This window comes from Microbacterium sp. E-13 (assembly GCF_049912955.1).
Classification (GTDB): domain Bacteria; phylum Actinomycetota; class Actinomycetes; order Actinomycetales; family Microbacteriaceae; genus Microbacterium.
In genome coordinates, this window is record NZ_CP183973.1 from 1009437 (window position 1) to 1036434 (window position 26998).

20 protein-coding genes and 1 riboswitch are annotated in these 26998 nt (G+C 70.8%); of the genes, 11 read left to right on the forward strand and 9 right to left on the reverse strand.

Annotation, left to right across the window (positions count from 1 at the left end; all coding sequences use genetic code 11):
- Positions 1 to 323: 323 nt before the first annotated feature.
- Positions 324 to 2201: an ABC transporter ATP-binding protein gene (locus ACN9MP_RS04550; RefSeq protein ID WP_426324131.1), complete on the forward strand. Its 1878-nt coding sequence runs from the start codon at positions 324 to 326 to the stop codon at positions 2199 to 2201.
- Positions 2198 to 4012, forward strand: a complete 1815-nt coding sequence (locus ACN9MP_RS04555) for an ABC transporter ATP-binding protein (RefSeq protein WP_426324132.1) — start codon at positions 2198 to 2200, stop codon at positions 4010 to 4012. Before ACN9MP_RS04550 ends, ACN9MP_RS04555 begins: the two co-directional genes overlap by 4 nt.
- 22 nt (positions 4013 to 4034) lie before the next feature.
- On the opposite strand, the gene ACN9MP_RS04560 is transcribed toward ACN9MP_RS04555, so the two are convergent.
- From ACN9MP_RS04560 to ACN9MP_RS04570, 3 genes are all read right to left on the reverse strand, one after another.
- A complete protein-coding gene (locus ACN9MP_RS04560) occupies positions 4035 to 4946 on the reverse strand; it encodes an N-acetylglucosamine kinase (RefSeq protein ID WP_426324133.1) in 912 nt (303 codons plus the stop codon).
- A gap of 32 nt (positions 4947 to 4978) precedes the next feature.
- Positions 4979 to 5947 carry an acetylxylan esterase gene (locus ACN9MP_RS04565; protein ID WP_426324134.1) on the reverse strand — a complete coding sequence of 323 codons (969 nt, stop codon included), beginning with the start codon at positions 5945 to 5947 and terminating at the stop codon, positions 4979 to 4981.
- 147 nt (positions 5948 to 6094) lie between these two features.
- Complete coding sequence (locus ACN9MP_RS04570; protein ID WP_192635906.1) at positions 6095 to 6547, reverse strand: GNAT family N-acetyltransferase; 453 nt, start codon at positions 6545 to 6547, stop codon at positions 6095 to 6097.
- 144 nt (positions 6548 to 6691) lie between these two features.
- Here ACN9MP_RS04570 and ACN9MP_RS04575 point away from each other — a divergent pair, with 144 nt between their 5' ends.
- The gene (locus tag ACN9MP_RS04575; protein WP_426324135.1) at positions 6692 to 8908 is read left to right on the forward strand and encodes an NADP-dependent isocitrate dehydrogenase; all 2217 of its coding nucleotides are present in this window, start codon (positions 6692 to 6694) and stop codon (positions 8906 to 8908) included.
- A 95-nt stretch (positions 8909 to 9003) separates the two neighbouring features.
- Here the strand turns inward: ACN9MP_RS04575 and ACN9MP_RS04580 are convergent, their stop codons facing one another.
- Positions 9004 to 10494, reverse strand: coding sequence for a L,D-transpeptidase family protein (locus ACN9MP_RS04580; protein WP_426324136.1), 1491 nt, complete (start codon positions 10492 to 10494; stop codon positions 9004 to 9006).
- A 220-nt stretch (positions 10495 to 10714) separates the two neighbouring features.
- Here ACN9MP_RS04580 and ACN9MP_RS04585 point away from each other — a divergent pair, with 220 nt between their 5' ends.
- The 6 genes from ACN9MP_RS04585 (at position 10715) to ACN9MP_RS04610 (ending at position 16958) form a co-directional block, all read left to right on the forward strand.
- A complete protein-coding gene (locus tag ACN9MP_RS04585) occupies positions 10715 to 11908 on the forward strand; it encodes an ROK family transcriptional regulator (protein WP_426324137.1) in 1194 nt (397 codons plus the stop codon).
- 102 nt (positions 11909 to 12010) lie between these two features.
- Entirely contained in the window at positions 12011 to 13282 is a 1272-nt protein-coding gene (locus tag ACN9MP_RS04590) for an extracellular solute-binding protein (RefSeq protein WP_426324138.1), read from the forward strand.
- A gap of 86 nt (positions 13283 to 13368) precedes the next feature.
- The gene (locus tag ACN9MP_RS04595; protein WP_426324139.1) at positions 13369 to 14334 is read left to right on the forward strand and encodes a carbohydrate ABC transporter permease; all 966 of its coding nucleotides are present in this window, start codon (positions 13369 to 13371) and stop codon (positions 14332 to 14334) included.
- Complete coding sequence (locus ACN9MP_RS04600) at positions 14331 to 15173, forward strand: carbohydrate ABC transporter permease (RefSeq protein WP_426324140.1); 843 nt, start codon at positions 14331 to 14333, stop codon at positions 15171 to 15173. Before ACN9MP_RS04595 ends, ACN9MP_RS04600 begins: the two co-directional genes overlap by 4 nt.
- 43 nt (positions 15174 to 15216) lie before the next feature.
- Positions 15217 to 16170, forward strand: coding sequence for an ROK family protein (locus ACN9MP_RS04605; RefSeq protein ID WP_426324141.1), 954 nt, complete (start codon positions 15217 to 15219; stop codon positions 16168 to 16170).
- A gap of 8 nt (positions 16171 to 16178) precedes the next feature.
- On the forward strand, positions 16179 to 16958 hold the full coding sequence (locus ACN9MP_RS04610; protein WP_426324142.1) for a glucosamine-6-phosphate deaminase: 780 nt from the start codon (positions 16179 to 16181) through the stop codon (positions 16956 to 16958).
- Positions 16959 to 17093: 135 nt separating this feature from the next.
- Here ACN9MP_RS04610 and ACN9MP_RS04615 read toward each other — a convergent pair whose 3' ends face one another.
- The 5 genes from ACN9MP_RS04615 to ACN9MP_RS04635 form a co-directional block, all read right to left on the reverse strand.
- Positions 17094 to 18485: an FAD-binding oxidoreductase gene (locus tag ACN9MP_RS04615; protein WP_426324143.1), complete on the reverse strand. Its 1392-nt coding sequence runs from the start codon at positions 18483 to 18485 to the stop codon at positions 17094 to 17096.
- Entirely contained in the window at positions 18482 to 18874 is a 393-nt protein-coding gene (locus tag ACN9MP_RS04620; protein WP_426324144.1) for a YrdB family protein, read from the reverse strand. Before ACN9MP_RS04620 ends, ACN9MP_RS04615 begins: the two co-directional genes overlap by 4 nt.
- A 22-nt stretch (positions 18875 to 18896) precedes the next feature.
- Entirely contained in the window at positions 18897 to 21356 is a 2460-nt protein-coding gene (locus ACN9MP_RS04625; protein ID WP_426324145.1) for a sigma-70 family RNA polymerase sigma factor, read from the reverse strand.
- 362 nt (positions 21357 to 21718) lie between these two features.
- Complete coding sequence (gene nagA / locus ACN9MP_RS04630) at positions 21719 to 22855, reverse strand: N-acetylglucosamine-6-phosphate deacetylase (protein WP_426324146.1); 1137 nt, start codon at positions 22853 to 22855, stop codon at positions 21719 to 21721.
- Positions 22856 to 22868: 13 nt separating this feature from the next.
- Complete coding sequence (locus tag ACN9MP_RS04635; RefSeq protein ID WP_426324147.1) at positions 22869 to 24425, reverse strand: family 20 glycosylhydrolase; 1557 nt, start codon at positions 24423 to 24425, stop codon at positions 22869 to 22871.
- A gap of 93 nt (positions 24426 to 24518) precedes the next feature.
- Positions 24519 to 24603: riboswitch (ZMP/ZTP riboswitch) on the forward strand.
- 38 nt (positions 24604 to 24641) lie between these two features.
- Here ACN9MP_RS04635 and glyA point away from each other — a divergent pair.
- Positions 24642 to 25916, forward strand: a complete 1275-nt coding sequence (gene glyA / locus ACN9MP_RS04640) for a serine hydroxymethyltransferase (protein ID WP_426324148.1) — start codon at positions 24642 to 24644, stop codon at positions 25914 to 25916.
- A 195-nt stretch (positions 25917 to 26111) separates the two neighbouring features.
- Entirely contained in the window at positions 26112 to 26996 is an 885-nt protein-coding gene (locus ACN9MP_RS04645; RefSeq protein ID WP_426324149.1) for a bifunctional methylenetetrahydrofolate dehydrogenase/methenyltetrahydrofolate cyclohydrolase, read from the forward strand.
- Positions 26997 to 26998: the final 2 nt, after the last annotated feature.

The window sequence follows — 26998 nt, forward strand, 5'->3', positions numbered from 1 at the left end:
GGCTGTCGCGCCGCTTCGACCTGGCGGATGCGCGCAGACCTTTCCGCTGAGCCCGAGGAGGAAGAAATGTATCAGGCCGCCGTCGCCGTGAAGACCGCATTCGTCCTCCGCGCCGCGGGACCCCGCACCGCCTTCCGCGTGCCGCGTCCCCGCATCCAGGGGTAGACCGCTTCTCGCGCTCCTCGCCCCGCCGGCGTCGGCATACAGCCGTGCGCCGGAGCGTTCCGCTCTGACGGAACCTTCTCAATGACAGCGCTCCCATGGAGCGCGATGCTCCACGACCCGACGACGGGTCGCCCCGTTCGACACCGCCCCCGAGGATCATGACCACCACCGCCACGCCTGAGCGATCACAACCGCCGCACGGGTCTCGACTGTCCACGCCCAGAGCCCTCGCGCGACTCCTCCCGTTCACCAAGCCGGTGCTGCCGCGCCTGACCCTCGGGGCGGTCAGCGCCCTCGTGGCGAGCCTGCTCGCCCTCGGCATCCCCCTCGTGCTCGAACAGGTGGTGCAGGGGCCGATCGCCTCCGGCGACATCACCGCCATCGCGTGGGGGTCCGCCGCGATCCTCGGGCTCGGCCTCGCCGAGGCCGCCATGGTGTGGCTGCGGCGCTGGTTCGTGCTGGGTCCAGCGACCCTCGTCGAGTACGACCTGCGCCAGACCTTCTACTCGCGGCTGCAGCGGCTGCCCGTCGCATTCCACGACCGCTGGCAGTCCGGCCAGCTGCTCAGCCGCATGATGCAGGACATGAGCATGCTGCGCCGGTGGCTCGCCTTCGGACTCGTGCTGCTCGTGGTGAACGCGATCACGATCGCCGTCGGCACGGCCCTGCTGTTCCGCTGGCACTGGCTGCTGGGCACGATCTTCCTCGTGACATCGGCACCGCTGTGGTACGCGGGATACCGGTTCGAGAAGGCGTACGGCACCCTCACCCGTCAGTCGCAGGACCAGGCGGGCGATCTCGCGACCTCGGTCGAAGAGAGCGTCCACGGCATCCGCGTGCTGAAGGCGTTCGGGCGCGGCAAGCACGCGCTGCAGAAGTTCACACGGCAGGCCGAGACGCTGCGCGAGACCGAGCTCCGCAAGGCCCGTGCGGTCGGCTGGATCTGGTTCTGGCTCGTGCTGCTGCCCGACATCGCCTTCGCGCTCTGCCTCGGCGCCGGCATCTATCTCACTGCCCTCGGCCAGCTCCAGGGGGCGGAGCTGATCGCCTTCTTCGCCATGGCGACCGTGCTGCGGTGGCCGGTGGAGTCGATCGGCTTCCTTTTCTCGTTCCTGCTCGACGCCCGCACCGCCACCGATCGCATCTTCGAGGTGTTCGACGAGGAGAACACGATCGTCGACCCTGAGGAGCCTGTCACGATCGCGGCGCCGCGCGGCGAGCTCGCGTTCGAGGGCGTGCACTTCCGGTATCAGGATGCGGCCGACCGCGAGCGGGACCTGCTCGACGGCGTCGACCTCGTGCTGCGGCCGGGGGAGACCATGGCGCTCGTCGGGCTCACCGGCTCGGGCAAGACCACCCTCACCACCCTGCCCACGCGCCTCTACGACGTGACGGGCGGGCGCGTGACGCTGGACGGCGTCGACGTGCGCGACCTCACGCTCACCGAACTGCGCCGGCACATCGGCATGGCGTTCGAGGACGCGACGCTGTTCTCGCAGTCCGTGCGCGACAACGTGCTGCTCGGCCGGGAAGACCTCGTCCCGGGCAGCCCCGAGGCGGAGCACGTGCTGCGCGAGGCGCTGACGGTGGCCCAGGCATCCTTCGTCGACGACCTGCCGGACGGCGTCGACACCATCATCGGCGAAGAGGGGCTGTCGCTCTCGGGCGGTCAGCGTCAGCGGCTCGCACTGGCGCGCGCGGTGGCGGCGCGTCCGGCCGTGCTCGTGCTCGACGATCCGCTGTCGGCGCTCGACGTCGACACCGAAGCGCTCGTGGAGGACGCGCTTCGCGAGGTGCTCCACGACACGACCGCCCTCGTCGTCGCGCACCGGCCCTCGACCGTCACGCTCGCCGACCGTGTCGCGCTGCTGGAGGCCGGGCGCGTGACCGCGGTCGGCACGCACTCCGAGCTGCTGCGGACGAGCGAGCACTACCGCCACGTGATCTCGAGCCTCGAGGTCGCCCTTCAACAGGCTCAGGAACCCGCCCGCGTCCGGGCGGGACAGCACGACGACGAATGGGAGGTGACCCGATGAGCGCGACCGTGACCGGGACGAGAGGCGAAGACCGTTCCGACTACACACGCGCCGAGAGCCAGGCGATCCGTAAGCGCTCGCTGCGGCTGCTCGGCTCCCTGGTCACGCCGGTGCGCGGGCAGCTGATCCTCGCCGGCGTCGTGCTCGTCGTCTCGACGGCGCTGCGGGTCGCCGGCCCCTGGCTCATCGGCATCGGGATCAACAACGCCCTGCCCGCTGCGGTCGAGCGCATGGACTGGATGCCAACGATCCTCGTCGTCGCGGTGTACCTGGTGACCGCGCTCGCGGGCGCGGCGCTCATCGGCTGGTACGTCGTCGTCGCGGCGCGTCTCACCCAGGCGATCATGCTGGATCTGCGCAAGCGCATCTTCCTGCACACCCAGCGCCTGAGCCTGGAGTTCCACGAGTCGTACACGTCGGGCCGCATCATCTCGCGGCAGACGAGCGACCTCGACACCATCCGCGAACTGCTCGACGGCGGCCTCAACGAGCTGGTGTCGGGCATCCTCTTCGGGGCGTTCACGCTCGTGGCGCTGTACCTCGTGGACTGGCAGTCGGGGGTGATCCTGACTGTCATGGGCATCCCGTTGTTCCTGCTGATGCGCTGGTTCTACACGCGGTCGCAGCGGGTGTACCGCGAGTCGCGAGTGATCAGCGCCGGCGTCATCGTCAAGTTCGTCGAGACGATGACGGGCATCCGCGCCGTGAAGGCGTTCCGCAAGGAGGCCCGCAACGACGAGGAGTTCGGCGCCCAGGCGATGAACTACCGCGACGTCAACATCCGCTCGATCCGCCTGTTCGGCACGTTCGAGCCGGGACTGATGGCGGTCGCCTCCGTCACGCTCGCCCTGGTCGTCGTGTGGGGCGGGATCCGGGTGGCCGACGGCGCGATGGAGATCGGCTTCCTGCTGTCGGCGGTGCTGTACGTCCGCAACTTCTTCTCGCCGCTGCAGGAGGTCGCGTTCTTCCTGAACTCGTACCAGTCCGCGACGGCGGCCCTGGAGAAGGTGTCGGGCGTGCTGGAGGAGGAGCCGACGGTTCCCGATCCCAAGAAGCCGGTCGACCTGTGGACGGCGAAGGGCCACATCCGGTTCGAGGACGTGCTGTTCGGGTACTCGCGGGACCGCGTCATCCTTCCCGACTTCTCGCTCGACATCCCGGCCGGGCAGACCATCGCGCTCGTGGGCACGACGGGCGCGGGCAAGTCCACGCTCGCCAAGCTCGTGTCGCGGTTCTACGATCCGACCCGGGGCGCGGTGACGCTCGACGGCGTCGATCTGCGCAACCTGCACCCGAAGGACCTCCGCCGCGCGATCGTGATGGTCACGCAGGAGGCGTACCTCTTCAGCGGCACGGTGGCCGACAACATCGCGCTCGGAAGGCCCGACGCGACCCTCGAGCAGATCAAGTCGGCCGCGCGGGCGGTGGGCGCGGATGCCTTCATCGAGGCGCTGCCCGACGGCTACGACACCGACGTGAACAAGCGCGGCGGCCGGGTGTCGGCGGGGCAGCGGCAGCTGATCTCGTTCGCGCGGGCGTTCCTCGCCGATCCGGCGGTGCTCATCCTCGACGAGGCGACGGCGTCGCTCGACATCCCGTCGGAGCGCCAGATCCAGGAGGCGCTGCAGACGCTGCTCGCCGACCGCACCGCGATCATCATCGCGCACCGCCTGTCGACGGTCGCCATCGCCGACCGCGTGCTCGTCATGGAGCACGGTGAGATCATCGAGGACGACACCCCCGAGGCGCTCATCGGCGGCGACGGCAAGTTCGCCCAGCTGCACGCGTCGTGGCGCGAGTCGCTCGTCTGACCCCAGGGCGCTCGGGTGAGGGTCAGGCGCGGGCGGTCGAGACGGCGTGGGCGAGCGGATGCTGCGCCGCCAGGCCGGCGAGGGCGACCGCGCCGTCGATCCCCTCGCCGTGAGGCTCCACGAGGGTGACGGCGAGCTCGCTCGCGCCGATGTGCGAGGCGAACGCCTCGCGCAGGTGGGACGAGCGGAAGACGCCGCCGATGGCGCAGGCCTCGAAGCGCTCGCCGGGCTCGTCGGACCTCACCCGGCGCAGCGCCGTCTCGACGCTGTGGGCGAGCTCGCCTCCGGCCCGTACGGTGATCCGCTGCGACACCGCGTCGCCGCTCGAGGCCAACCGCGCGACCTGCTCGGCGAACGAGGCGACGACGCTCACGCGCTCGGGATCGGACTGCAGGTCGATGTACGCCTGGGCCAGGTCGGGCCAGCGCTCCTCCGCGACGGCGCGCAGGCCGGTCGCGGGGCCACGGCCGTCGAAATCGCGCATCACCGCGTCGAGCGCCTCGCGGCCGATCCAGTAGCCACTGCCGGCGTCGCCTATGAGGTGACCCCAGCCGTCGACGCGTGCGACGCGCTCGGCGCCGACGGCGAGCGTCACGACCCCGGTTCCCGCCGCGACCACGGCCCCGCGGGTGTCGCCGAGCGCGCCCAGGAACGACGTGGTCGAGTCGTGCGCGAGGATCACCTCGCGCACCGCGGCGTCCTCGATGCGGGAGAGGAGGCCGGCAGCATCCGCCTCCCGGTCGGTGAGCCCCGAGACGCCCGCGCTCACCACCGAGACGTCGGCCCCGGTGCGCTCGATCGCGGCGTGCGTCACCTCGGCGAGCTGGGGGAGCAGCGGCTCGCCGGTGCGGATGCCCGGAAACACGAGGTCGTGCCCGCGCACGCGCACCTTGATGCCCGTCTGGCCGGCGTCGATGGCGAGTACGGTCTTCACGGTCTCTCCTGCTCCCCTGCCCGGTCCGCCCGTCAGGCGAGCGCCTGCAGGAAGCGGGCCTGCTTGGCGAACTGGTACGCCTGGCCGCCCTCGTGTCCGTTGTGGGTGTAGACCTCGATCTGCTTGGACGCCGCGGCGTGGCGGTTGAAGGCCGCGTAGACCGTCGAGGGCGGGCAGATGGTGTCCATGAGGGCGACGGAGTACAGGGCCGGGGAATCCGCCCGCTTGGCCATGTTGACGCCGTCGAAGTACGAGAGGGTCTCGAACACGCGCTCGTCGCGCCCGCGGTGCACCGCGAGGTAGCGCACGACCTCCTGATACGGGTCGGCGTCGGTGAGGCCGACGGCGCGCTCGAAATGGCACAGGAACGGCACGTCGGGCATGACGGCGACGATGCCGTCGGAGAGACCGGCCGCCGCGATCGCGATGCCGCCGCCCTGGCTCGCCCCGCACACGGCGACCCGGTCGGCGTCGACCTGGGGGAGTGATCTCATGGCGTCGACCGCGCGCACGGCGTCGGTGAACACGCGGCGGTAGTAGTACGTCTCAGGGTTCTCGATGCCGCGGGTCATGAAGCCCGACGACGAGGGTCCGGTGCCATGCGGGTCGAGGGTGTCGCCGCCCGAGCCCCACATGGAGCCCTGCCCGCGGGTGTCCATGAAGAGATGCGCGTACCCCGCGGCGGCCCAGCCGAGGCGTTCGCCGGCGAGACCCCGGCCGCCGCCGTAGCCCTGGAACTCGACGACCGCGGGAAGGGGGCCCTCCGCGCCGGCGGGAAGCGTCAGCCACGCCTTCACCGGGTCGCCGCCGAAGCCCGAGAAGGTCACGTCGAAGATGTCGACGAGCCGGTACGGGGTGTTCAGGCGAACCAGCTCGGGTGCGGCATCCCACCGGCGCGACTCGGCGATGGTGTCCGCCCAGAAGGCGTCGAAGTCTCCAGGTTCGATCACCTGCGGAGCGTAGGTCTCGAGGTCGGCGGGAGAGAGGTCGAATCTCGGCACGGAGTTACCCTAACGCGTCGCGCGCACGCCTTTGGACGGTGAGGAGAGGGCGACGAGGCCTCGATGGGGGAGGGGTATTCGAGGCCCCGCCGCCGGTCTCTGGAGCGCCGAGGTGCGCCGAGCGGCGGGGGAGAGCGGGTCGTCCCGTCAGAGACGGATCTCCGCGATGACCTCACCGTACTCGGTCTCGCCGACGGGTGTGAAGCCCACGCGCTCGAAGAAGGCCTGAGGGCCGCCCTCGCCGGCTTCGTAGATGACGTTCACGTGGTCCATCCCGCGGTTGCGCGCCTCTTCGAGGAGACCGGCCACCGCGAAGCGGCCGACGCCCCGGCCCTGGTCGTCGGCGTCGACGTTGATGCGCCACAGCACCGAGCGGAAATGCTCCTGCGGATCGTCGGGGTCGAAGTTGCCGCTCACGAAGGCGACGACCTCCTCGCCGTCGAGCACGACGCGCTGCCAGGTCGTCTGCGGATTCACCACGGTCGCGGCGATGCCGTAGCTGACCGGGGACAGGTACTCCTCCTGCCCGGGCTTCAGCGACATATTGTTGACCGCCACGATTGTCGCAGCGGACAGTTCGACGAGCCGGAGATCACCCATGGGGTCAGGCTAGTAGGAACCGCGACATCCGGCATCCTCCACCTCACGTGTTACGACCCGGCCGGCCGTCGAAGTATCTTGACATCGAGATATCTCCGCTGCTTGCGATAGGCTGACGGACGACCCGCAAGAAGGACGTGACTGGTGACCGACTCGACCATCATCTACACCTACACCGACGAGGCCCCGGCTCTCGCGACCGCATCATTCCTGCCGATCGTGCAGGCTGTCACCCGCCAGGCGGGGGTGGATGTCGAGACCCGCGACATCTCGCTCGCGGGCCGCATCCTCGCGGCGTTCCCGCAGAACCTGACCCCCGAGCAGCAGGTCGGCGACGCGCTCGCCGAGCTCGGCGGCCTCGCCACCCTCCCCGAGGCCAACATCATCAAGCTGCCGAACATCTCGGCCTCGATCCCGCAGCTGAAGGCCGCGATCGCCGAGCTGCAGTCGCAGGGCTACGACGTTCCCGATTACCCGGACGAGGCGGAGTCGGTCGAAGACAAGGACGTCCGCGCCCGGTACGACCGCATCAAGGGCTCGGCCGTCAACCCTGTGCTCCGCGAGGGCAACAGCGATCGCCGTGCGCCGCTGTCGGTGAAGAACTACGCGCGCAAGCACCCGCACCGCAACAAGGCGTTCGCCGCCGGGTCGAAGACCCGCGTCGCCACGATGGGCCACGACGACTTCAAGTCGAACGAGAAGTCCTGGGTCGCCGCGCACGACGACGTGCTGAAGATCCAGCACGTCGCCGCAGACGGCACCGTGACCGTGCTGAAGGACAACCTCAAGGTGCTGCCGCGCGAGATCATCGACGCGACGTTCCTCTCCGCCGAGGCCCTCGACGCGTTCCTCGCCGAGACGGTCGCGCAGGCCAAGGAAGAGAACGTCCTCTACTCGGTGCATCTCAAGGCCACGATGATGAAGGTCAGCGACCCGATCATCTTCGGCCACGTCGTGCGCGCCTTCTTCGCCGACGTCTTCGACACCTACGGTGACAAGCTCGCCGAGGCCGGCCTGACCGGCAACGACGGACTCGGGGCGATCCTCGCCGGCCTGTCCGAGATCGAGGGCGGCGCCGACATCGCGGCGGCCTTCGACAAGGCCATCCAGGACGGCCCGCGACTGTCGTACGTGAACAGCGACAAGGGCATCACCAACCTCCACGTGCCGTCCGACGTGATCGTCGACGCCTCGATGCCGGCGCTCGTGCGCAACGGCGGCAAGCTGTGGGACGCGACCGGCGCCGAGGACGACACCATCGCGGTCATCCCCGACTCGTCGTACTCCGGCGTCTACCAGGCCGTGATCGACGACGTCAACGCGAACGGCCCGCTCGACCCCGCCACCATCGGCACGGTGCCGAACGTGGGCCTCATGGCGCAGGCGGCCGAGGAGTACGGCAGCCACGACAAGACGTTCGAGGTGCCGTCGGCGGGCGCGATGCAGATCGTCGACGGCCAGGGCGCCGTGCTGCTGCAGCACGAGGTCGAAGCCGGCGACATCTGGCGCGCCACCCAGACCAAGCACATCCCGGTCATCGACTGGGTGAAGCTGGCCGTCACCCGCGCCCGGGCGACCGGCGTGCCGGCGGTGTTCTGGCTCGACCTGAACCGCGCGCACGACGCGCAACTGATCGCCAAGGTGCACCAGGCGCTTGCCGGCCTCGACACCAAGGGCGTCGAGATCGTCATCCTGCCCCCGGCCGAGGCGACGAAGTACACGCTCGCGCGCATGCGCAAGGGCGAAGACACGATCTCGGTCACCGGCAACGTGCTGCGCGACTACCTCACCGACCTGTTCCCGATCCTCGAGGTCGGAACAAGCGCCAAGATGCTCTCGATCGTTCCGCTGCTCGCCGGCGGCGGACTGTTCGAGACGGGTGCTGGAGGGTCCGCTCCCAAGCACGTGCAGCAGCTGCTGGCCGAGGACTACCTCCGGTGGGACTCGCTCGGCGAGTTCTTCGCCCTGGCGGCCTCGCTCGAGCACCTCGCCGACTTCACCGGCAACGTCAAGGCACAGGTGCTCGCCGACACTCTCGACGCCGCGACCGGCACGTTCCTCGAGAACGACAAGTCGCCGGGCCGCGCGCTCGGCACGATCGACAACCGCGGCAGCCACTTCTACCTCGCGCTGTACTGGACGCAGGAGCTCGCGAAGCAGCAGGCCGATCCCGAGCTGGCGGCGGCGTTCGCGCCCGTGGCGGAGGCACTCGCGTCGAACGAGCAGCGCATCGTGGACGAGCTCCTCGCGGTGCAGGGCTCGCCGGTCGAGATCGGCGGCTACTACCGTCCCGACGCCGCACTGGTCGAGCGCGTCATGCGTCCCTCGGAAACCTTCAATGGGGTGATCGACGCGCTCTGAGCGTCGAAGGCAAGAGCAGAGCGGATGCCCCGGCACGGGGCATCCGCTCTCGCGTCCGCATCACGTGGTCCGGTGGTCGCTCCGAGCCCCAGGGGTCAGTAGTGGACCGAGACCTCGGTGCCCTCGACCGCCCAGTTGTAGACGAATCGGGCGTCGTCGTTCCACATGTTGACGCAGCCGTGGCTCTGCGGGAAGCCCAGCTGGCTGCGGAAGGCCGAGGCGCCGTGGAAGGCGATGTCGGGCGCGAAGTACGTCACCCACGGCACGTCCGGCGTGCAGTAGCTGTTCACGGCGTTGGGGTTGTAGCAGAGCGCCCCCATGTCCTGCTCCCGCACGTGCGCGAACACGCTGAAGTTGCCGGTGGGGGTGTTGTTGGGTGAGAGGCCGGACGAGACCGTGTAGCTGCCGACCACGCCGTCGTTCTCGAAGAGGGTCGCCCTCTGAGTCGACAGGTTGACGTCGATGTACCGGTGCAGGTTCGTCGTCTCGAACGCGGTCTCGGTGACGGGAAGCTGATAGGCGGCGTCGGCAGTCGCCAGTTCGGCGGCGAAGGCATCGGCGATGCCCGACGTATCGCCCAGTTCGCGGCCGGTGGCGCCGACGACGATGGTCCTCAGCGCGTTGCCTGCCGAGTTCGTGACGACGGTCGCGTGGACCGGTGCGCGATTCACGAGTCCGGGCAGCGTGTCGACGACCGCCTGGATGGCGGTGCTGTCGGCGGTGATGGTGAAGGCGCCGTCGTCGGGGGTGACCGTCAGCCAGGATGCCGCGACCGCGCGGTCGACCGGCACCGTGCGCTCCTCGCCCACGTAGAAGCCGACGCTGTCGAGAATGCCGTTCAGCTGCGCCACGGTGGCGTCGGCGGTTTCGGTGGAGATGTCGGCGGGCACCTCGGTCTGGACGGCCTCCAGCTCGACACGGGTCTGCCCGGCGTCGAACGCCGCCTGCAGCGCTTCCTGCACGGTGGCGACGTCGACTCCCGTGCCGGCGACCGCCGGCGTCGAGACGTACGCCGCCGAGGCCGCGTCGAAGGCGAGGGTGGCGTCGACCGGCTCGATGGAGAGCTGCGGCACGGCTTCGCGCAGAGCGGCCGCCGCCGTCACGGGGTCGACCGTGATCTCGGCTTCCGTGGCGGCGAACCACGCCGTCGGGTTCCACATCGGATGCTGGGCGAACGCGGCGTCGGCGAGGGCCTGTGCATCGACTGTCGCGCCGAGGTCGGCGCCGGTGACCTCGGCGTCGTCGCCCGCTCCGGTCAGCACGACTGTCGTCTCGGAGAGGCGCTGGGCGATCGCGTCGGCTGCGGCACCCGGCGTCATTCCGCCGACCGGAACGCCGGCCACCGCCGTTCCCGGGGCGATGAGCACGAGCGACGACACCACGAGGCCGACGACGGCGATACCCGCGGCGACGCTGATCCAGACGACCGTGCGCTTCTTCTTCGGCGCAGACTCGGCGGGCCCCCACGCGTAGACGGGGGAGCCGTCGGAGGGCGCAGCATCGGTGGGCTCGGCGGCCTCTTCGGCCTCGCCGGCATCGCCCCCGGACGTCTTGCCTGCCTGCGACGTGGTCGACAGATCTGTCACGCCTACACCCCCGACTGTGATCAACGCTTCTCCCCATGGTAGGCGACGGACAGGGGTGGTTCGGTTACGGGCTCATCACGACGAATCGCCGGTCACGTGCGGAATCCGCGAGCGCGCTGCTCCCGCGGCATCCGCCGTGAGGTCACGATTTTGTAAAGCCTCTAACCAAAATGGGCTCGAGCTCTTGCGGAATCTTAGTTCGTAAGGTCTACTAACAAACATGCCTGAGATGGAAGCGCCGCGGAGTGCGGCCCTTGTCGACTCGCCGCAGGGTGCGACGGCTCGGGCCTTCGCGCCGGGCCGCACGCTGCGCCAGGGGGCGAAGGTCCTGCCCGAGCACGCTCGTGGCCACAACCGCTCGCTCGTACTGCAGACCCTCTTCCACCAGGGGGCGATGAGCCGGGCCGACCTGTCGCGTGAGACCGGCCTCACGCGCGTCACGATCTCCGATCTCGTGGCCGAGCTCATCGCCGACGGATTCGTGGCAGAGCTGGGGGTGCGCGAGGCGTCCGGCCCCGGAAAGCCCGCGATCCTGGTCGACCTCGACCACGCCGGCCACCGCATCATCGGACTCGACCTGTCGGGCAGCGAGACGTTCATCGGCGCGGTCCTCACCCTCGACGGCGGCATCGTGGCCCGCCGCGAGGTGGCGCTCCCCGCCGATGAGGACGTCGTCGACACCGTGGTCGAGCTCGCGCGCGCGCTGGTCGCCGAGTCGCATGCGCCGGTGCTCGGCATCGGCGTCGGCACGCCGGGTGTCGTCGACGACCGCGGCGTCATCCTCACCGCTCCGAACTTCGGATGGGCCGGCTTCGACCTCGAAGGGGCGCTGCGCGGCGCTCTCGGCCTTCCTGTCCTCGTCGCCAACGACGCCAACGCAGCCGTGCTGGCGGAGTACACCTTCGGCGGCGCGCCCGACGACGTGCTTCTCGTCAAGGTCGGTCGAGGCGTCGGCTCGGGGCTGCTCCTCGCGGGCCGGCCCATGCGCGGCAGCCGATTCGCCGCGGGTGAGATCGGCCACGTCACCGTCGGAACCGACGGCGGCCCGCCGTGCGCGTGCGGGAAGGTGGGATGCCTCGAAGCCTGGCTGTCGGTGCCCTCGCTGTCGAAGCGGCTGGCCGCGGCCGCCGATCCCGACGGTCGCGAAGGCGTTCTGCGCGATGCGGGGGAGCGGCTCGGCATCGCACTGGCTCCCGTGGTCGGAACACTCGACGTGTCGGAGATCGTGCTCTCCGGCCCCCCTGAACTCCTCGGCGGATCCCTCGCGGATCAGACCGTCGAGACCCTGCGCGCGCGCACGCTCGCGCCGTCCGTCGACGAGGGCGTGCAAGTGCGGATGACGGAGCAAGGCGAGGACATCGTCCTGCGCGGCGCGGCCGTCATGGTCCTGTCAGGCCAACTCGGGGTGTCCTGACAGCGCTGTCTCTCCGGGAACCCCGGAACCCCGATTCCCCCTGGATGGGCCACCGGCCCAGCCGAACCAAGAGAACACCAACAGAACACGAAGGAAGACACCATGAAGAAGACGCTCGGAGCTGTGGCGCTCATCGGCGCCTCGGCACTGGTGCTCGCCGGCTGCGCCGGCGGCAGCAACGACGGCGGCTCGTCGTCCGAGGAAGGCGCCGAGATCCGTGTGTGGCTCGTCGGCACCGACACGCCGCAGGACGCTCGCGACTACCTGAAGAAGACCTTCGAAGACGAGAACCCCGGGTCGAAGCTGGTCATCGAGGAGCAGCAGTGGACCGGCCTCGTCGACAAGCTCACCACGAGCCTGTCGTCGAACGACAGCCCCGACATCGTCGAGATGGGCAACACGCAGGCGCCCGCCTTCACGTCGAGCGGCGCTCTCCTGAGCCTCGCCGACATCGAGGGCGACCTCGGCGGCGACGACCTGCTGCCCGGCTTCGTCGAGGCCGGCAGCTGGGACGGCACGCTGTACGCCGCGCCGTACTACTCGGGCGCGCGCGTCGTGTTCTACAACACGTCGATGTACGAGAAGGCGGGCGTCGCGGTGCCCACGACCCTCGACGAGTACGTCTCGAACGGTGTGACCCTCGCCGGCGCGCTGCCGGGCGTCTCAGGCGTCTACTTCCCCGGCAAGGACTGGTACAACGCTCTGCCCTTCATCTGGGAGAACGGCGGCGAGATCGCCGTCCAGGACGGCGACGAGTGGGACGCGCAGCTGTCGAGCGAGGAGTCCCTCGCAGGCCTGGCGCAGGTGCAGGAGCTCATGACCAAGGCGTCGCTGGCTCCCAAGGACGGCGACGAGGCCGACGGCTGGGTGCCCTTCCGCACCGAGCAGTCCGCCACCTACTCGGCACCGAGCTGGGCGTACTGGTCGATCGTCGCCGACGAGGACAAGCAGCCGACGGCCGTCGCGGACGTGACCGGGTACTACGCGCTCCCCGGTATGGAGGGCGGCGCCGCTCAGGTGTTCGCGGGCGGCTCGAACGTCGGCATCGCTGCCAAGTCGAAGAACCCCGACCTCGCCAAGAGCGCGCTCGAGATCATGCTGAGCGACGAGTACCAGACGATCCTCGCCGAGAACGGCCTGGTCCCCGCACTGGTCTCGCTCGGTGACAAGGTCGCCGCGGCGACACCGGAGCTCGCCACCGTCATCGCCGACGCCGCTGCAGGCGCCAAGCTGACGCCGGCATCGCCCAACTGGGCCGACGTCGAGGCGCAGGGCGTCATGCAGGACCTGTTCGTCAACATCGCGAACGGCGGCGACCTCAAGGAGCTCGCCACGGCCGCCGACGAGCAGATCGAATCGATCCTGAACGGCTGACATCCGGGAATGGGGTGCCTCGTGCCGCGAGGCACCCCATTCCATGCCCGCTCGCGGGCCCACAGAATCTTGAGAGGAGGTGCGTCATGACGACGATCCCCGCAGAGGCGTCCGCGCCGCCGGCGGCGTCACCCCAGTCGCGGCCAGACCCCGAGCAGCCCCGGAAGCGCCGCTTCCCCTGGGCGCCCCTCGCGCTCCTGACGCCGGCGCTCATCATGCTCGTCGTCTTCATCGGCTGGCCGCTCGTCCAGCTGGTGATCATGTCGTTCCAGAAGTTCGGCCGTGCGCAGATCTTCGGCGCGCCGCCGGAGTTCATCGGCATCGACAACTACCTTGCCGTGCTCACCGATCCCGAGTTCTGGGCGGTGCTCGGCCGCAGCGTCGCCCTGTGCGTCGTGAGCGTCGTCGCCACGATGCTGCTCGGCGTCGCGATCGCGGTGATGATGACGAAGCTCGGCGCTGTCATGCGCACGGCGGTCTCGGTCTCCCTCCTGCTGGCGTGGGCGATGCCCGCGCTCACGGCGACGATCGTGTGGGGCTGGATCTTCGACACCCAGTACGGCCTCGTGAACTACGTGCTCACCCAGCTCACCGGTGAGAACTGGATCGGCCACAGCTGGCTCATCGAGCCGATCAGCTTCTACGCGGTGGCCGCCATCATCATCACGTGGGGTGCGATCCCCTTCGTCGCCTTCAGCACGTATGCTGCGCTGACCCAGGTGCCCGACGAGGTGCTCGAGGCGGCGTCCCTCGACGGCGCCGGGGGCCTGGCCCGATTCCGCCTCATCGTCTTCCCCTACCTCCGGTCGATCCTCCTCGTGCTGCTCGTGCTGCAGGTGATCTGGGATCTGCGCGTCTTCGCGCAGATCTACGCGCTGCAGTCCATCGGCGGCGTGCGCGCCGAGACCAACACGATCGGCGTGTACATCTACAGCGTGTCCATGGCCTCGGGCGACCTCGGCGCCGGCGGCGCGATCTCGGTGATCCTCGTCGTCATCCTCCTGGCCATCTCCGGGTACTGGATCCGCACCATGCTCAAGGAGGAGTCATGATCGCCCGCCCTCGCCGCGCGATCGCGCGGGTGCTCCTGAACGCTGCCGCCGCGGTCGTGATCGTGGCGTCGCTGTTCCCGGTGTACTGGATGATCAACACGTCCCTGCTGCCGGCCTCGGCGGTGCGCTCGACCACGCCGCACTGGTGGCCGGACGAATTCACCCTGAGCAACTACCAGGAGGCGCTCACCGACGACAGCCTGCTGAATGCGCTGTTCAACTCGGTCGCCGTCACCGGCATCACGCTCGTGGTGGCCCTCGGGTTCGCGTTCCTCGGCGCGATCGCCGTGTCGCGCTACCGCTTCCGCACGCGGACCTCTTTCATCATCGCAATCCTCGTCATCCAGATGATCCCGGCCGAAGCCATGATCGTCTCGGTGTTCCGCGTGCTCGACGGCTGGTATCTGCTCAACTCGATCATCGGCTTGAGCTTCGTCTACATCGCGTTCGTGCTGCCCTTCACCATCTGGACGCTCCGCGGCTTCGTAAACGGGGTTCCCGCCGAGCTGGAGGAAGCTGCCATGATCGACGGGTGCAGCCGATCGGGCGCCTTCTGGCGCATCACATTCCCGCTGCTGGCCCCGGGCCTCATCGCGACCGGCGTGTTCGCCATCATCCAGGCGTGGAACGAGTTCGTGTTCGCACTCGTCATCATGACGCGGCCCGAGTCGCTCACGCTGCCCATCTGGCTCCGCGCGTTCGTGCAGGCGACGAAGGCCACCGACTGGGCCGTCGTCATGGCGGCGTCGACCATCATGGCCGTCCCGGTGATCGTGTTCTTCCTCATCGTTCAGCACCGCATGACCAGCGGTCTGGTGTCGGGGGCGGTCAAGGGCTGATGTGCGCGCAGGATGCTGCCGCCTCCCGCGGGGAGGCCGGCCGATGAAGGTCGGGCTCGACGTGGGCGGCACGAAGACCGACGCGGTCGCCGTCGACGACGGCGGATCGATCGCGGGTCGCATCCGCATCCCGACGGGATGGGGGCCGGATGCCGTGGCCCAGACGGTACTGGACGCCGTGGGTGCGCTCGGCAGGGAGGCGGGCGTGGACCTGTCGGCCGTGCGGTCGGTGGGCGTCGGCATCCCCGGCCAGATCGAGCCGGGCACCGGCCGCGTCGTGCACGCCGTGAACCTCGGCGTCGAGGCGCTCGATCTCGCCGACGTCGTCACTCCGCGTCTCGGGGTGCCGGTGCGGGTCGAGAACGACGTCAAGGCGGCGGCCCTCGGAGCCCACGCGCTCCACCGCGTGCCCGGTGTCGCGGCACCGGACTCCATGGCGTACCTCAACCTCGGAACCGGCATCGCGGCCGGCATCGTCACGGACGGCGTCCTGTGGCGGGGTGCACGTGGCACGGCCGGCGAGGTGGGTCACATCTCCGTCGACCCGAGCGGCCCTCGGTGCCGCTGCGGGCAACGCGGCTGCATCGAGGCCTTCGCCGGCGGGGGAGCCATCGCCGAGCGCTGGGCCCGGCGCTCGGCCTTGCCGGTCCGCGATGTCTTCGACGCGGCGGACGCGGGCGACGCCTCGGCGCGTCAGCTGCGCGCGGGCCTGGCCCAGGGGGTGGCTGCCGCCGTCCGGGTACTGGTGCTGACGGCCGACGTCGATATCGTGGTGCTCGGAGGGGGTGTGACGGCTTTGGGCGAACGACTGCTGACGGACGTCGCAGCCGTGCTCTCTGCCAGCGCCGAGGCATCCCCCTTCATGCGGTCCCTCCATCTCGCCGAGCGGATCGAGCTGCTGCCGCCGGGTTCGCCGGCCGCTGCTCTCGGGGCTGCGCTCGTCGGGGCGGAGGGCGACGCCGCACACGACACCCAGGAGGCCCTGATCAATGGTTGAGATGTCCCATGGCTGAGATCGTCATCGTCGAAGACAAGGCCGCGGCGGGTGCGCTCGTCGCCGACCACATCGCCGGCCTCATCCGCGCGAACCCCGAGACCGTCCTCGGTCTGGCGACCGGATCCACGCCCCTGCCCGTGTACGAGGCGCTGCGCCCGCGGCTGGAGGGCGTCGATGTGTCGCGCGTGCGCGGCTTCGCGCTCGACGAGTACGTCGGCATCGACCCCGAGCACCCCGAGAGCTATCGCTCGGTCATCACGCGAGAGGTCGTCGAGCCGCTCGGGCTCGACCCGTCGCGCATCCGCACCCCCGACGGCACGCCGGCGGGCATCGAGCACCACGGCGAGGAGTACGAGGAGGCGATCAGGGAAGCGGGCGGCATCGACCTGCAGATCCTCGGCATCGGCACCGACGGTCACATCGGGTTCAACGAACCGGGCTCGTCGTTCGCGTCGCACACGCGCGTGAAGACGCTGACCGAGCAGACGCGCCGCGACAACGCGCGCTTCTTCGACTCGGTCGACGAGGTGCCCATGCACTGCATCACGCAGGGCCTCGGCACCATCATCCGCGCGCGGCACCTCGTGCTGCTGGCTTTCGGTGACGGCAAGGCGGACGCGATCGCGGGCGCCGTCGAGGGTCCGCTGTCGGCGTCGCTGCCCGGCTCTGCCATCCAGCTGCACCCCCGGGCCACCGTCGTCGTCGACGAAGCGGCGGCGTCCAAGCTGCAGCGCGTCGACTACTACCGGTACGCCTGGAACAACAAGCCCGACTGGCAGGGCATCTGACCGCGCCCCGCTCGCGTGCTGTCGCACGGGATCAGGAGATCTGGCGGAGGCAGGACGTCGCGGGTCGGTTGGTCCTGTGTGCGCGAGATCTCCTGTTCCGGTGGAGGTCGGCGACGGGGTGACGGATGCGGCGCCTCAGGGCGCGAAGACCTTGCCGGGGTTGAGGATGCCCTGCGGGTCGAACACGCGGGCGATCTGCCGCTGCAGCTGCCACTGATCGTCGCCGAGCTCGTCCACGAGCCAGCGACGCTTGAGCACGCCGACGCCGTGCTCGCCGGTGAGCGTGCCGCCGAGGCGCAGAGCGGCGCGGAACAGGTCGTCGGCCGCGGCCCAGATGTGATCCGGAGCCTCGACGACGCCGAACTCGTCGGGCTCCCCGTCGAAGATGAAGTTCGGGTGCAGGTTGCCGTCGCCGGCGTGCGCGACCGTCGGGATCACGACGCCGTGCTCGCGCTCGACACGGGCGATCTCGTCGAACATCGCGGGGAGCGCGCTGCGCGGCACCGAGACGTCTTCGATGAGGGCGGTGCCGAGGGTCTCCATGGCCGGGTGCATCGACCGCCGGATGGTGAGCAGCCGCTCGCCCTCTTCGCGGTCGTGCGAGAGGGCGACGTTCCCGCCCGCCGCCCGCAACACGGTGGCGATCGCATCCGCTTCGGTGCGAGCGGCGGGCCCATCGGTCTGGATGGTGAGCTGGGCGGCGCCCGGCGTGGGCGGTTCGAGCGACAGCATCGCGTGGACGGCCGCGAGGGACGCAGCATCCATCAGCTCCATGATGGCGGGCTGCGCACCGGAGGCGGTGACGGCGGCGGATGCCTCGGCCGCCGTGCGAACGTCGGGAAACGTCGCGGCGATCGTGCAGACCTCGCCGGGCACCAGGCGACGGAGCTTGAGGGTGGCCCCGACGACGACCCCGAGCGTGCCCTCGGAGCCCACGACGAGCGAGGTGAGGTCGAGACCCGTCACGCCCTTCACCGTGCGGTGGCCCAGGTGCAGCAGCCGGCCGTCGGCGAGCACCAGGTCGACGCCGAGCACGGCGTCGCGAACGACGCCGTACTTCGCGCACAGCAGGCCGCCCGCACCGGTGGCGATGTTGCCGCCGACCGTCGAGATCGCACGGCTCGCGGGGTCGGGAGCCCACCAGAGGCCGTGGGGAGCCAGTGTCGCGTTGAGGTCGGCGTTGAGGATCCCGGGTTCGACGACGGCGAGGAGATCTTCGGGTCGCACCTCGAGGATGCGGTCCATGGCTCGTAGCGATAGCGCGATCTCGCCGCGGCCGGCGTTGGCGCCGCCCGCCAGACCGGTTCCGGCCCCTCGCGTGACGACCGGCGTGCCGGTCGTGCTCGCGATCCGGAGGGTCTGCTGCACGTCGTCGACGGTGCGCGCGTGGACGACCGCGATCGGCTGACCGGATGACGCGTGGCCCGACTTGTCGGCGCGAGCCCCGGCCAGGGCGGCGGGCGAGGTGTCGACACGATCGCCGAGCGCCGCCTGCAACGGGGCGAGCGGGTCCGTGCCGGAGGTCACGACAGGCGGCGGCGCCCGGCGATGACCCCGGCGGTCACCGCGACGAGGCCGAAAGCGAGCCCGATCCAGGCGTTGCCCATCGACCACCACGCGATGGTGGCCGACACGTAGACGAGGAGCTCGACGATGGCGCGGACGAACGGGTGCACGGCGAAGACCGCGCGCGGTGACACGAAGAGCGCCCACGCGAGGACGGCGAACACGGGGGCCGCGATGCCGACCACGATGTTCCAGGGGAACGGCCACATCGTGAAGCCCCACAGAGCGAGGGTGCCGAACGCGAAGAGCTCGCATACGAAGGCGACGAGGTCGACCGCCGAGAGCGGCGCACGCGTTCCGGGCGCCGGTTCGGCGGGCTTGGAGGGCGTGACGTTCGGCGTGTCGGACATGGCCTCCAGTCTACGGCGGCGGTCAGTGGCCCTCTGCCGCGGGGGCTTCCTCGCCGCCTTCCGCCGTCTCGGCTGCCGGGCCCGGCGCGGCGGCCGCCGCCGCGGCGGACGCCTCCCGATGCTCGCGCGCCTCACGCCGCGTGGTGGGGGCGGCCGCCGGAGTCGGGGCGGCCTCCGTGACGGCGACGGCCTCCTCGCCCGCCGGTGCTGCGGTGTCCGACCCGGCCGTCACCGCGGCCTCCGTGACGGCTACGGCCTCCTCGCTCGCCGGTGCTGCGGTGTCCGACCCGGCCGTCACCGGGGCGGGCTCTGTCACGGCGGCGATCTCCGAAGCAACGTTGTCCGCCCCCGGGGTCTCGGAGGCGTTGGCGTCGGCGTGGGCTCCGGCGTTGCGGTTGGCGTTGCTTCCCGCATCGTGGTGGGCGTTGCCGCCCGCGTTGCTTCCGGCGTTGCCCCCCACGTGACCGCCGGAGCCCCCGGCGCTCGTGTTGCCGTTTCCCGCCTCGCGGGCCTGGTCCCTCGAGACTGCCCCGCCCTTTCCGTCCGGCCCCGTCGCGTCGCCGGCAGGCAGAGCGTCGGCGTCACCGGACGCGACGTCGCCGTCGGCGATCACGACCATGGGCGTGAGCACGTTCGGATTGCCCTTGCCGGCGCCGTAGGCGTTGCCCTTGCCGTTCGCGGCGCCGTTGCCCGCGCCGGTGTTGCCGCCGTTCGCGTTGCCGGTTCCGTTCGTCGGCGTGCCGTTGCCGGTGTTGCCGCCGTTCGCGTTGCCGGTTCCGTTCGTCGGCGTGCCGTTGCCGGTGTTGCCGCCGTTCCCGTTGCCGGTTCCGTTCGTCGGCGTGCCGTTGCCGGTCTTGCCGCCGTTGCCGGTGTCGCCGCCGTTGCCGGCGCCCGTGCCTCCGGTCGGGGTGCCGGCGCCGCCGTCACCCCCGTTCCCCTTGCCGTCGCCTTCGGCCGGCGTGCCGGTGGCGTCGTCGCCGCCGCTGTTGTGGGCGCCGTTGCCGCCGCCGTGGTGGGCGCCGTTGCCGTTGCCGCCGTTGGCGTCGGTGTCGCCGCCGTCCGCGTCGTTTCCGGCGCGGTCGTCGTGGTCGGTCGAGGAATCGCTGCCCGACGCGCCCTCACCCTCGGCGATGCCGAGGGTGCCACCCGTTCCCGCGTCCAGGACGAGGGAGATGTCCGCGGGGCCGGGTCCGAGGCTGTCGGGGAGCTGCAAGGAGAGGTCGCCGGGGTCGTCCGCGATCCCGGGGAGGCCACCCGTGCCCATCCCGGTCGAGTCCACAGCGGGCGTGGGTGCGGGCGCAGGGGCGGGAGCGGCCGGGGTCAGCGCGACGGCCGCCGCCATGACGCCGCCGACCACGACGAGGCTCGCGGCAGCCAGTCCTGAGGCGGCACTGATGCCCCCGAGCACAGAAGTGGAGGCGGCGGCGACGACGGCTCCCGTCGCACCGGCTGCGCCTGCCGCGCCGGCTGCGCCTGCTGCGCCTGCCGCGCCGGCGGAAGACGCCACCGCTGCGGCACCGAAGCTGCTGCCCGCCGTGGCGCCGGTCGTGCCCGCTGCCGCGGCTCCTCCTGCCGCCCCGGTGGTCCCCGTGGCGCCGGCGATGCTCACGTGCCCCACGGTGGCGCCGCCGTGCACGACACCGGGCGGCATCGAGGCCAGCCCGACGAGCGTCGCCCCACCGCCCTGGACGGTCGCCAGGTAGCCCGAGGTCCCCACGGCGCCCACAGCGAGCGGCAGCAGGATCAGCGCGAGCCGGCTGGACACCTCCTTGGCCTCGCTCGCGACGATGGCGCACCGGACGCACCCGGCGAGATGTCGTTCTACCTTCGCCTGGTCGCGGCGACCCAGGTTCGTGCGCGAATACGCTCCGAGGTGCTCGATGGTCCACTGGCAGTCCGAGCCGTCGGCGACCGAGCGCAGGTGCGCCTGGATCCACGCTTCACGGAGTCCTTCGCGCGCGCGGAAGGTCAGCTGCGCGACGGCAGTGGCCTTCATCCCGAGGAGGGGGGCGATCTCGGCCGGCTTCATCCGCTCGATCTCGGAGTACCAGAGCACCTCCTGCCAGCGGGTGGGGAGGCTGCGGAAGGCCTGGTGCGTCAGGCTGCGGTCGAGGGCCGCCTCGGTCTGGTGCTCGCCGGCGGAAGGATCCTCCACGCCGTCGAGCTCTTCGTACGTCGTCTCGCGTCGCGCCCGACCCCATGCCGCAGCCGTGTTGCGGATGCTGGTGAACAGGTACGCGCGAAAGGATCCCGTGGGGCCGCCGCCGTTGACGATCGATTGATAGATGCGCGTGTACGCCTCTTGCACGAGATCGTCGGCGTCGAGGCTGGAGGTCATGTTGCGCGCGACCGTGACCCCTGCGCGATAGTGCCGGCGCCACAGCTCGCCGAACGCGCGGGCGTCGCCCGAACGGGAGCGAAGCACCAGATCGGCGTCGGCGGTGACGTCCGTCTCCTGCTCGCGCACTTCGTCGTGATCCATGTGTCCCCCAGCTCCGGGGGCGCGCAGAGAGGGCGCAAGAACCCGGGCGTGCGACGCGGGACGCGTCGAACGGTTCCATTGTGGTCGCCCGTGGGCTGTTTGACCAGTGTCGGGCGGGCGGGGCGACCGCCGCCCCACGGGCACGCGTCGCCGGAAGGCCTCGGCGGCCGGAAAAACTTCTGAGAAGTCGCGTAATAGTTGCGGGCCCGTGGCGTCTCTTTCGTCAGAGTGGCCGGCCGCGCGTCGTGTGGGGCACGACGAGGTGGTCGCCCAGCCGCGGCAGCGCTGCGGATAAGGCGGGGTTCGAAGGTATCTCGGGGGAGGGACCTTCGGCCCCGCCTTCGTCTGTGCCCGGCCCGCGGTCAGGCGTCGCGTCCGGCGACCCACACCCGCTGCACCGCCAGGGCGTCGTCGAGCAGCACCGCATCGGCCAGCGCGCCCACATCGAGCGTCCCCAGGTCGGCGCGCCCTATCGCGCGGGCCGGCTGGGTGCTCAGAGCGTGGACCACGGTCGCCAGGGGCACACCGGCACGCGCCACGTTCCGCAGGGCGGCGTCTTGCGTGAGGGTCGATCCGGCGATCGCACCGCCCTCCTCCAGGCGTGCGACGCCGTCGGTGACCCGCACCGCGAGGCCGCCCAGCTCGTAACGGCCGTCGGCCGCGCCGGCCGCGGCCATCGCGTCGGTGATGAGCGCGACCCGGTCGCCGGCGACGGCGAACAGCGTCGCGATGAGCTCGAGGTCGACGTGCACGCCGTCGGCGATCACCTCGAGCGTCACCCGCGGGTCGCGGAGTCCGGCGATGACGGGCCCGGGCGCACGGTGGTGGATGCCCGGCATCGCGTTGAAGGCGTGCGTCAGCAGTGTCGCCCCGGCGTCGAAGGCCCGGCGCGCGGTGTCGGCATCCGCGTCGGTGTGGCCCACGCCGACAGCGACGCCGGCGTCGACGAAGCGGCGGATCGCGTCGAACGACCCCGGCAGCTCCGGCGCGAGGGTCACCTGACGGATCGTGCCGCGCCCCGCCTCGAGAAGGCGGTCGACGGATGCCGCGTCCGGCGCCCGCAGCAGCGATTCAGTGTGCGCGCCCTTGTGCCCCGGGTCGAGGAAGGGCCCCTCCAAGTGCGAACCGAGGATGCTCGGATCGGACTCGCACAGGTCGGCGACCATCGTCACGCGGCCGGCCAGGGCATCGACGGGCGCCGTGATGAGCGAGAGGACCGCCCGGGTGGTGCCGTGCGAGCGGTGCAGCGCGCGGGCGATGCCGACGGCGTCGGGCCCGTCGTCGAAGGCGGCACGGGCCCCGCCGTGCCCGTGGATGTCGATGAAGCCCGGGACGAGGCATCCATCCGCTCCGTCCACGGTCGCATCGGCGGACGGGAGGTCGCCGCCCACGCCCACCGCGCCGACGCGGTCGCCGTCGAAGAGTGCCCAGGCGTCCCGCTGGTCGCCGCCGATCGACGCGGAGCCGAGCAGACGGACGGAATGGACGAGGGTGCGCATGCGGTGCTCCGGTCTACTCGGTGGCCCAGGGGATCTCTTCGGAGGGGTGGAAGCCGATGCCCATGCTGGTCCACAGCGGTCCGAGCGCGCCGACCCGCTCGCGGAAGGACGCCCACGTGCGCGACCCGCTCGTTCCGGTCGCGGGCGACCAGCCCGATTCGGCGGCCGCGGCCGCGCGGGGGAACGCCATGACGTCGATGTCGGCGGCCGTGCGGATCGTCTCCGTCCACAGCGGGGCCTCGACGCCCAGGATGCCTGAGTCGTCGACGCCCGGGATCACGTCGGCCGGGTCCCAGGAGTAGGCGCGCTCGACGCTCGTCGGGCCGTCCGCCCACGTGAGGCCGAGCACCGGCCCGCTCGGGTACTGCATGTCGAGATAGACGGCGTCGGCGGGGGAGAGGATGAGCTGCGCCCCGTTGCCGACGAACGCGCGGGCCTTCTCGGCCGCCCCCTCCTGCGGACTGCTCAAGCCCCAGTACTGACCGATGGTCGTGTCGGCGAGATCGGGGGCGGCGCCGGCCTCGTGCCACGCGATCGGCGTCTTGCCGAGGTCGGCGATGATCTCGCTCACCCGGGTGACGAAGACCGCGTAGTCCTCGTCGCTCGTCGACAGGGACTCGTCGCCGCCGAAGTGCAGGTACGGCCCGGGGGTCATCGCGGCGAGCTCGCCGAAGACGTCGGCCACGAGATCGTAGGCCGCTTCGTCGTCGGTCTTCAGCGACGAGAAGCCGACGGCGATGCCCTCGTACGGCGCTCCCGCCCGCGGCTCGGCGCCGCCGTGAAGGCGGATCGTCTCACGCATGCCGTCGTCGACCACCGGATCCTCGGCGAGGTGAGGGTAGGCGAGACCGACTGCGTGGGTGTGGCCGGGCATGTCGATCTCGGGCACGACGATCATGTGACGGGATGCCGCGTACTCCACGATCGCGCGGTACTCCGCCTTCGTGTAGAAGCCGCCGGGGTCGCCCCCGACCGCCGTGTCGGACGCGCGCTCGGTGAGTTCCGGGCGCCCCGCGAGCTGCACGCGCCAGCCCTGGTCGTCGGTGAGGTGGAGGTGGAGCGCGTTGAACTTGAGCGATGCGGCGCGGTCGATGTACCCCTTCACGGTCTCGACCGGGTGGAAGTGGCGGGCGACGTCGAGCATGACGCCGCGATAGGCGAACCGGGGGGCGTCGTCGATGGTGACCGCCGGAACGATCCACTCGTCGCCCTCGCGGGCGATGAGCTGGCCGAGGGTCTGCACCCCGTAGAAGAGTCCGGCCGCGTCGACGCCGGTGACGACGACGGATGCTTCGCCCACCGTGATGCGGTACGACTCGGCGGCTGAGCCGGCTCCGGGCCCCGAGCCCGTCGAAGGGTCCACGAGAAGCTCGATGCCGGTGGCCGGCACCTCGGCCGCGGCGCCCGCCGACGGGGCGAGCCTCAGCCCCGTGCGGGCCTCGACGATCGCGGCGAGGGCGGCTGCGGCATCCGTCTTCCCGCCCACCGTCGTCGCGGACGAGAGCCGGAAGGGCGCACCCGAGCCGGCCTCGATCGAGGCGGGCAGAGGGACGACGGCGGGGAGCGACACGGTGTCTCCATTCTGCGCGACCGGACCAAGAGCATGTAAAGAGCCCTAACAAAAGGGATCCGGCTCAGCCTAGCGGTTCGGCTTCCGTTATGCTCGGGATGTCGCGACTGGCGTTGAGGTGGGCCACCACCGGGGAGCGACCGACTACGGCATTCGACCGCACGCCTGGGCCGATGTGGGACACCCCTATCTGCAAGCCGTGAGTCAGGAGATCGCATGACCGATCAGTTCTTCAACGCCACTCTCGCCGAAGTCGATCCCGAGATCGCCCAGGTGCTCGACCGCGAGCTCGACCGCCAGCGCGGCTACCTCGAGATGATCGCCTCCGAGAACTTCGTGCCGGTCTCGGTGCTGCAGTCCCAGGGATCCGTGCTCACCAACAAGTACGCCGAGGGCTACCCGGGCCGCCGCTACTACGGCGGCTGCGAGGAGGTCGACGTCGCCGAGGAGCTCGCGATCCAGCGCGCCAAGGCGCTGTTCGGCGCCGAGTTCGCGAACGTCCAGCCCCACTCGGGCGCCACCGCCAACGCGGCGGTGCTGCACGCGATCGCGCGTCCCGGCGACACCCTGCTCGGCCTGTCGCTCGACCAGGGCGGCCACCTCACGCACGGCATGAAGATCAACTTCTCGGGCCGCCTGTACAACATCGTCGCGTACGGCGTCGACCCCGAGACCTCGACGATCGACATGGACGAGGTGCGTCGTCTCGCCATCGAGCACCAGCCCAAGGTCATCATCGCCGGCTGGTCGGCCTACCCGCGCCAGCTCGACTTCGCGAAGTTCCGCGCCATCGCCGACGAGGTGGGGGCCTTGCTGTGGGTCGACATGGCGCACTTCGCGGGGCTCGTGGCCGCGGGCCTGCACCCGAACCCCGTCGAGCACGCGCACGTCGTCTCGTCGACCGTGCACAAGACGATCGGCGGCCCGCGATCGGGATTCATCCTCACCAACGACGCCGACATCGCCAAGAAGATCAACACGGCCGTCTTCCCGGGTCAGCAGGGCGGGCCGCTCATGCACGTGATCGCCGCGAAGGCGACCGCGTTCAAGCTCGCCAAGACCCCGGAGTTCAAGGAGCGCCAGGAGCGGGTGCTGCGTGGCGCCCAGATCATCGCCGAGCGGCTGTCGCAGCAGGACGTGAAGGATGCCGGCATCTCGGTGCGCTCGGGCGGCACTGACGTGCACCTGGTGCTGGTGGACCTGCGCGACGCCGCGATCGACGGCAAGCAGGCCGAGGACCTGCTGCACGAGATCCACATCACCGTGAACCGCAACGCGGTGCCGAACGACCCGCGCCCGCCGATGGTGACGTCGGGGCTGCGCATCGGCACGCCCGCCCTCGCGACGCGCGGCTTCGGCGACGCCGAGTTCACCGAGGTCGCCGACGTGATCGCCCTCGCCCTGCTGCCGAACGCCGATGTGGAGGCGCTGCGCCTGCGGGTCGCAGCGCTCACCGCCGCGTTCCCGCTGTACCCCAGCTTCCGCCACTGAGTGGAAGTGCCGCCCCACGCAGGCGGCGTTGTCTGATATCACTATCGACATAGGTATGGCGGATGCCGCGGCCCGCGGCATCCGTCCGCCTCACCCCCACATCAACCCGAGAACCCATGCGGAGGTTGAGAAACCGCGCTTTCGGCGGTGTTTCAACCTCCGCGTGGATTCTCCACATCGACGGAGGCAGACGCCATGACCGCACAGAAGCTGGACGGGCGCGCCGCCGCCGCCGCCATCAAGGAGGAGCTGCGCGAGCGCGTCGCCGCTCTCAAGGAGCGCGGCGTGACGCCCGGCATCGCGACGGTGCTCGTCGGCGCCGACCCGGCGTCGCAGCTGTACGTCGGCATGAAGCACCGCGAGTCCGAGGCCGTCGGCATGAACTCGATCCAGCGCGAACTGCCCGCGGACGCCACGCAGGAGCAGGTCGAGGCGCTGATCGACGAGCTCAATGCCGATCCCGAGTGCCACGGGTACATCGTGCAGCTGCCGCTGCCGAAGCACCTCGACACCGACGCGATCCTCGAGCGGATCGACCCCGCGAAGGATGCGGACGGCCTGCACCCGACGAACCTCGGCCGGCTCGTGCTCAACGTGAACGCGCCGATCACGACGCCGCTGCCGTGCACGCCGCGGGGCGTCATCGAGCTGCTGCTGCGCAACGACTACGACCTCAAGGGCAAGGATGTCGTCGTGGTGGGCCGCGGCGTCACCATCGGCCGTTCGATCGGCCTGCTGCTCACGCGACGCGAGATCAACGCCACGGTCACCCTCACCCACACCGGCACCACCGACCTCGCGCATCACCTGCGTCAGGCGGACGTCATCGTCGCCGCTGCGGGCGTCAAGCACATCGTCCGCGCGGAGGATGTGAAGCCGGGCGCGGCCGTGCTCGACGTCGGCGTGACCCGGGAGGACGACCCCGCGACCGGCAAGTCCCGCGTGTACGGGGATGTCGCGCCCGACGTCGCCGAGGTCGCCGGCTCTCTGTCGCCCAACCCGGGCGGCGTGGGGCCGATGACCGTCGCCCTTCTCATGACCAACGTCGTCGAGGCCGCGGAGCGCTCGCTCGCGGGCTGACC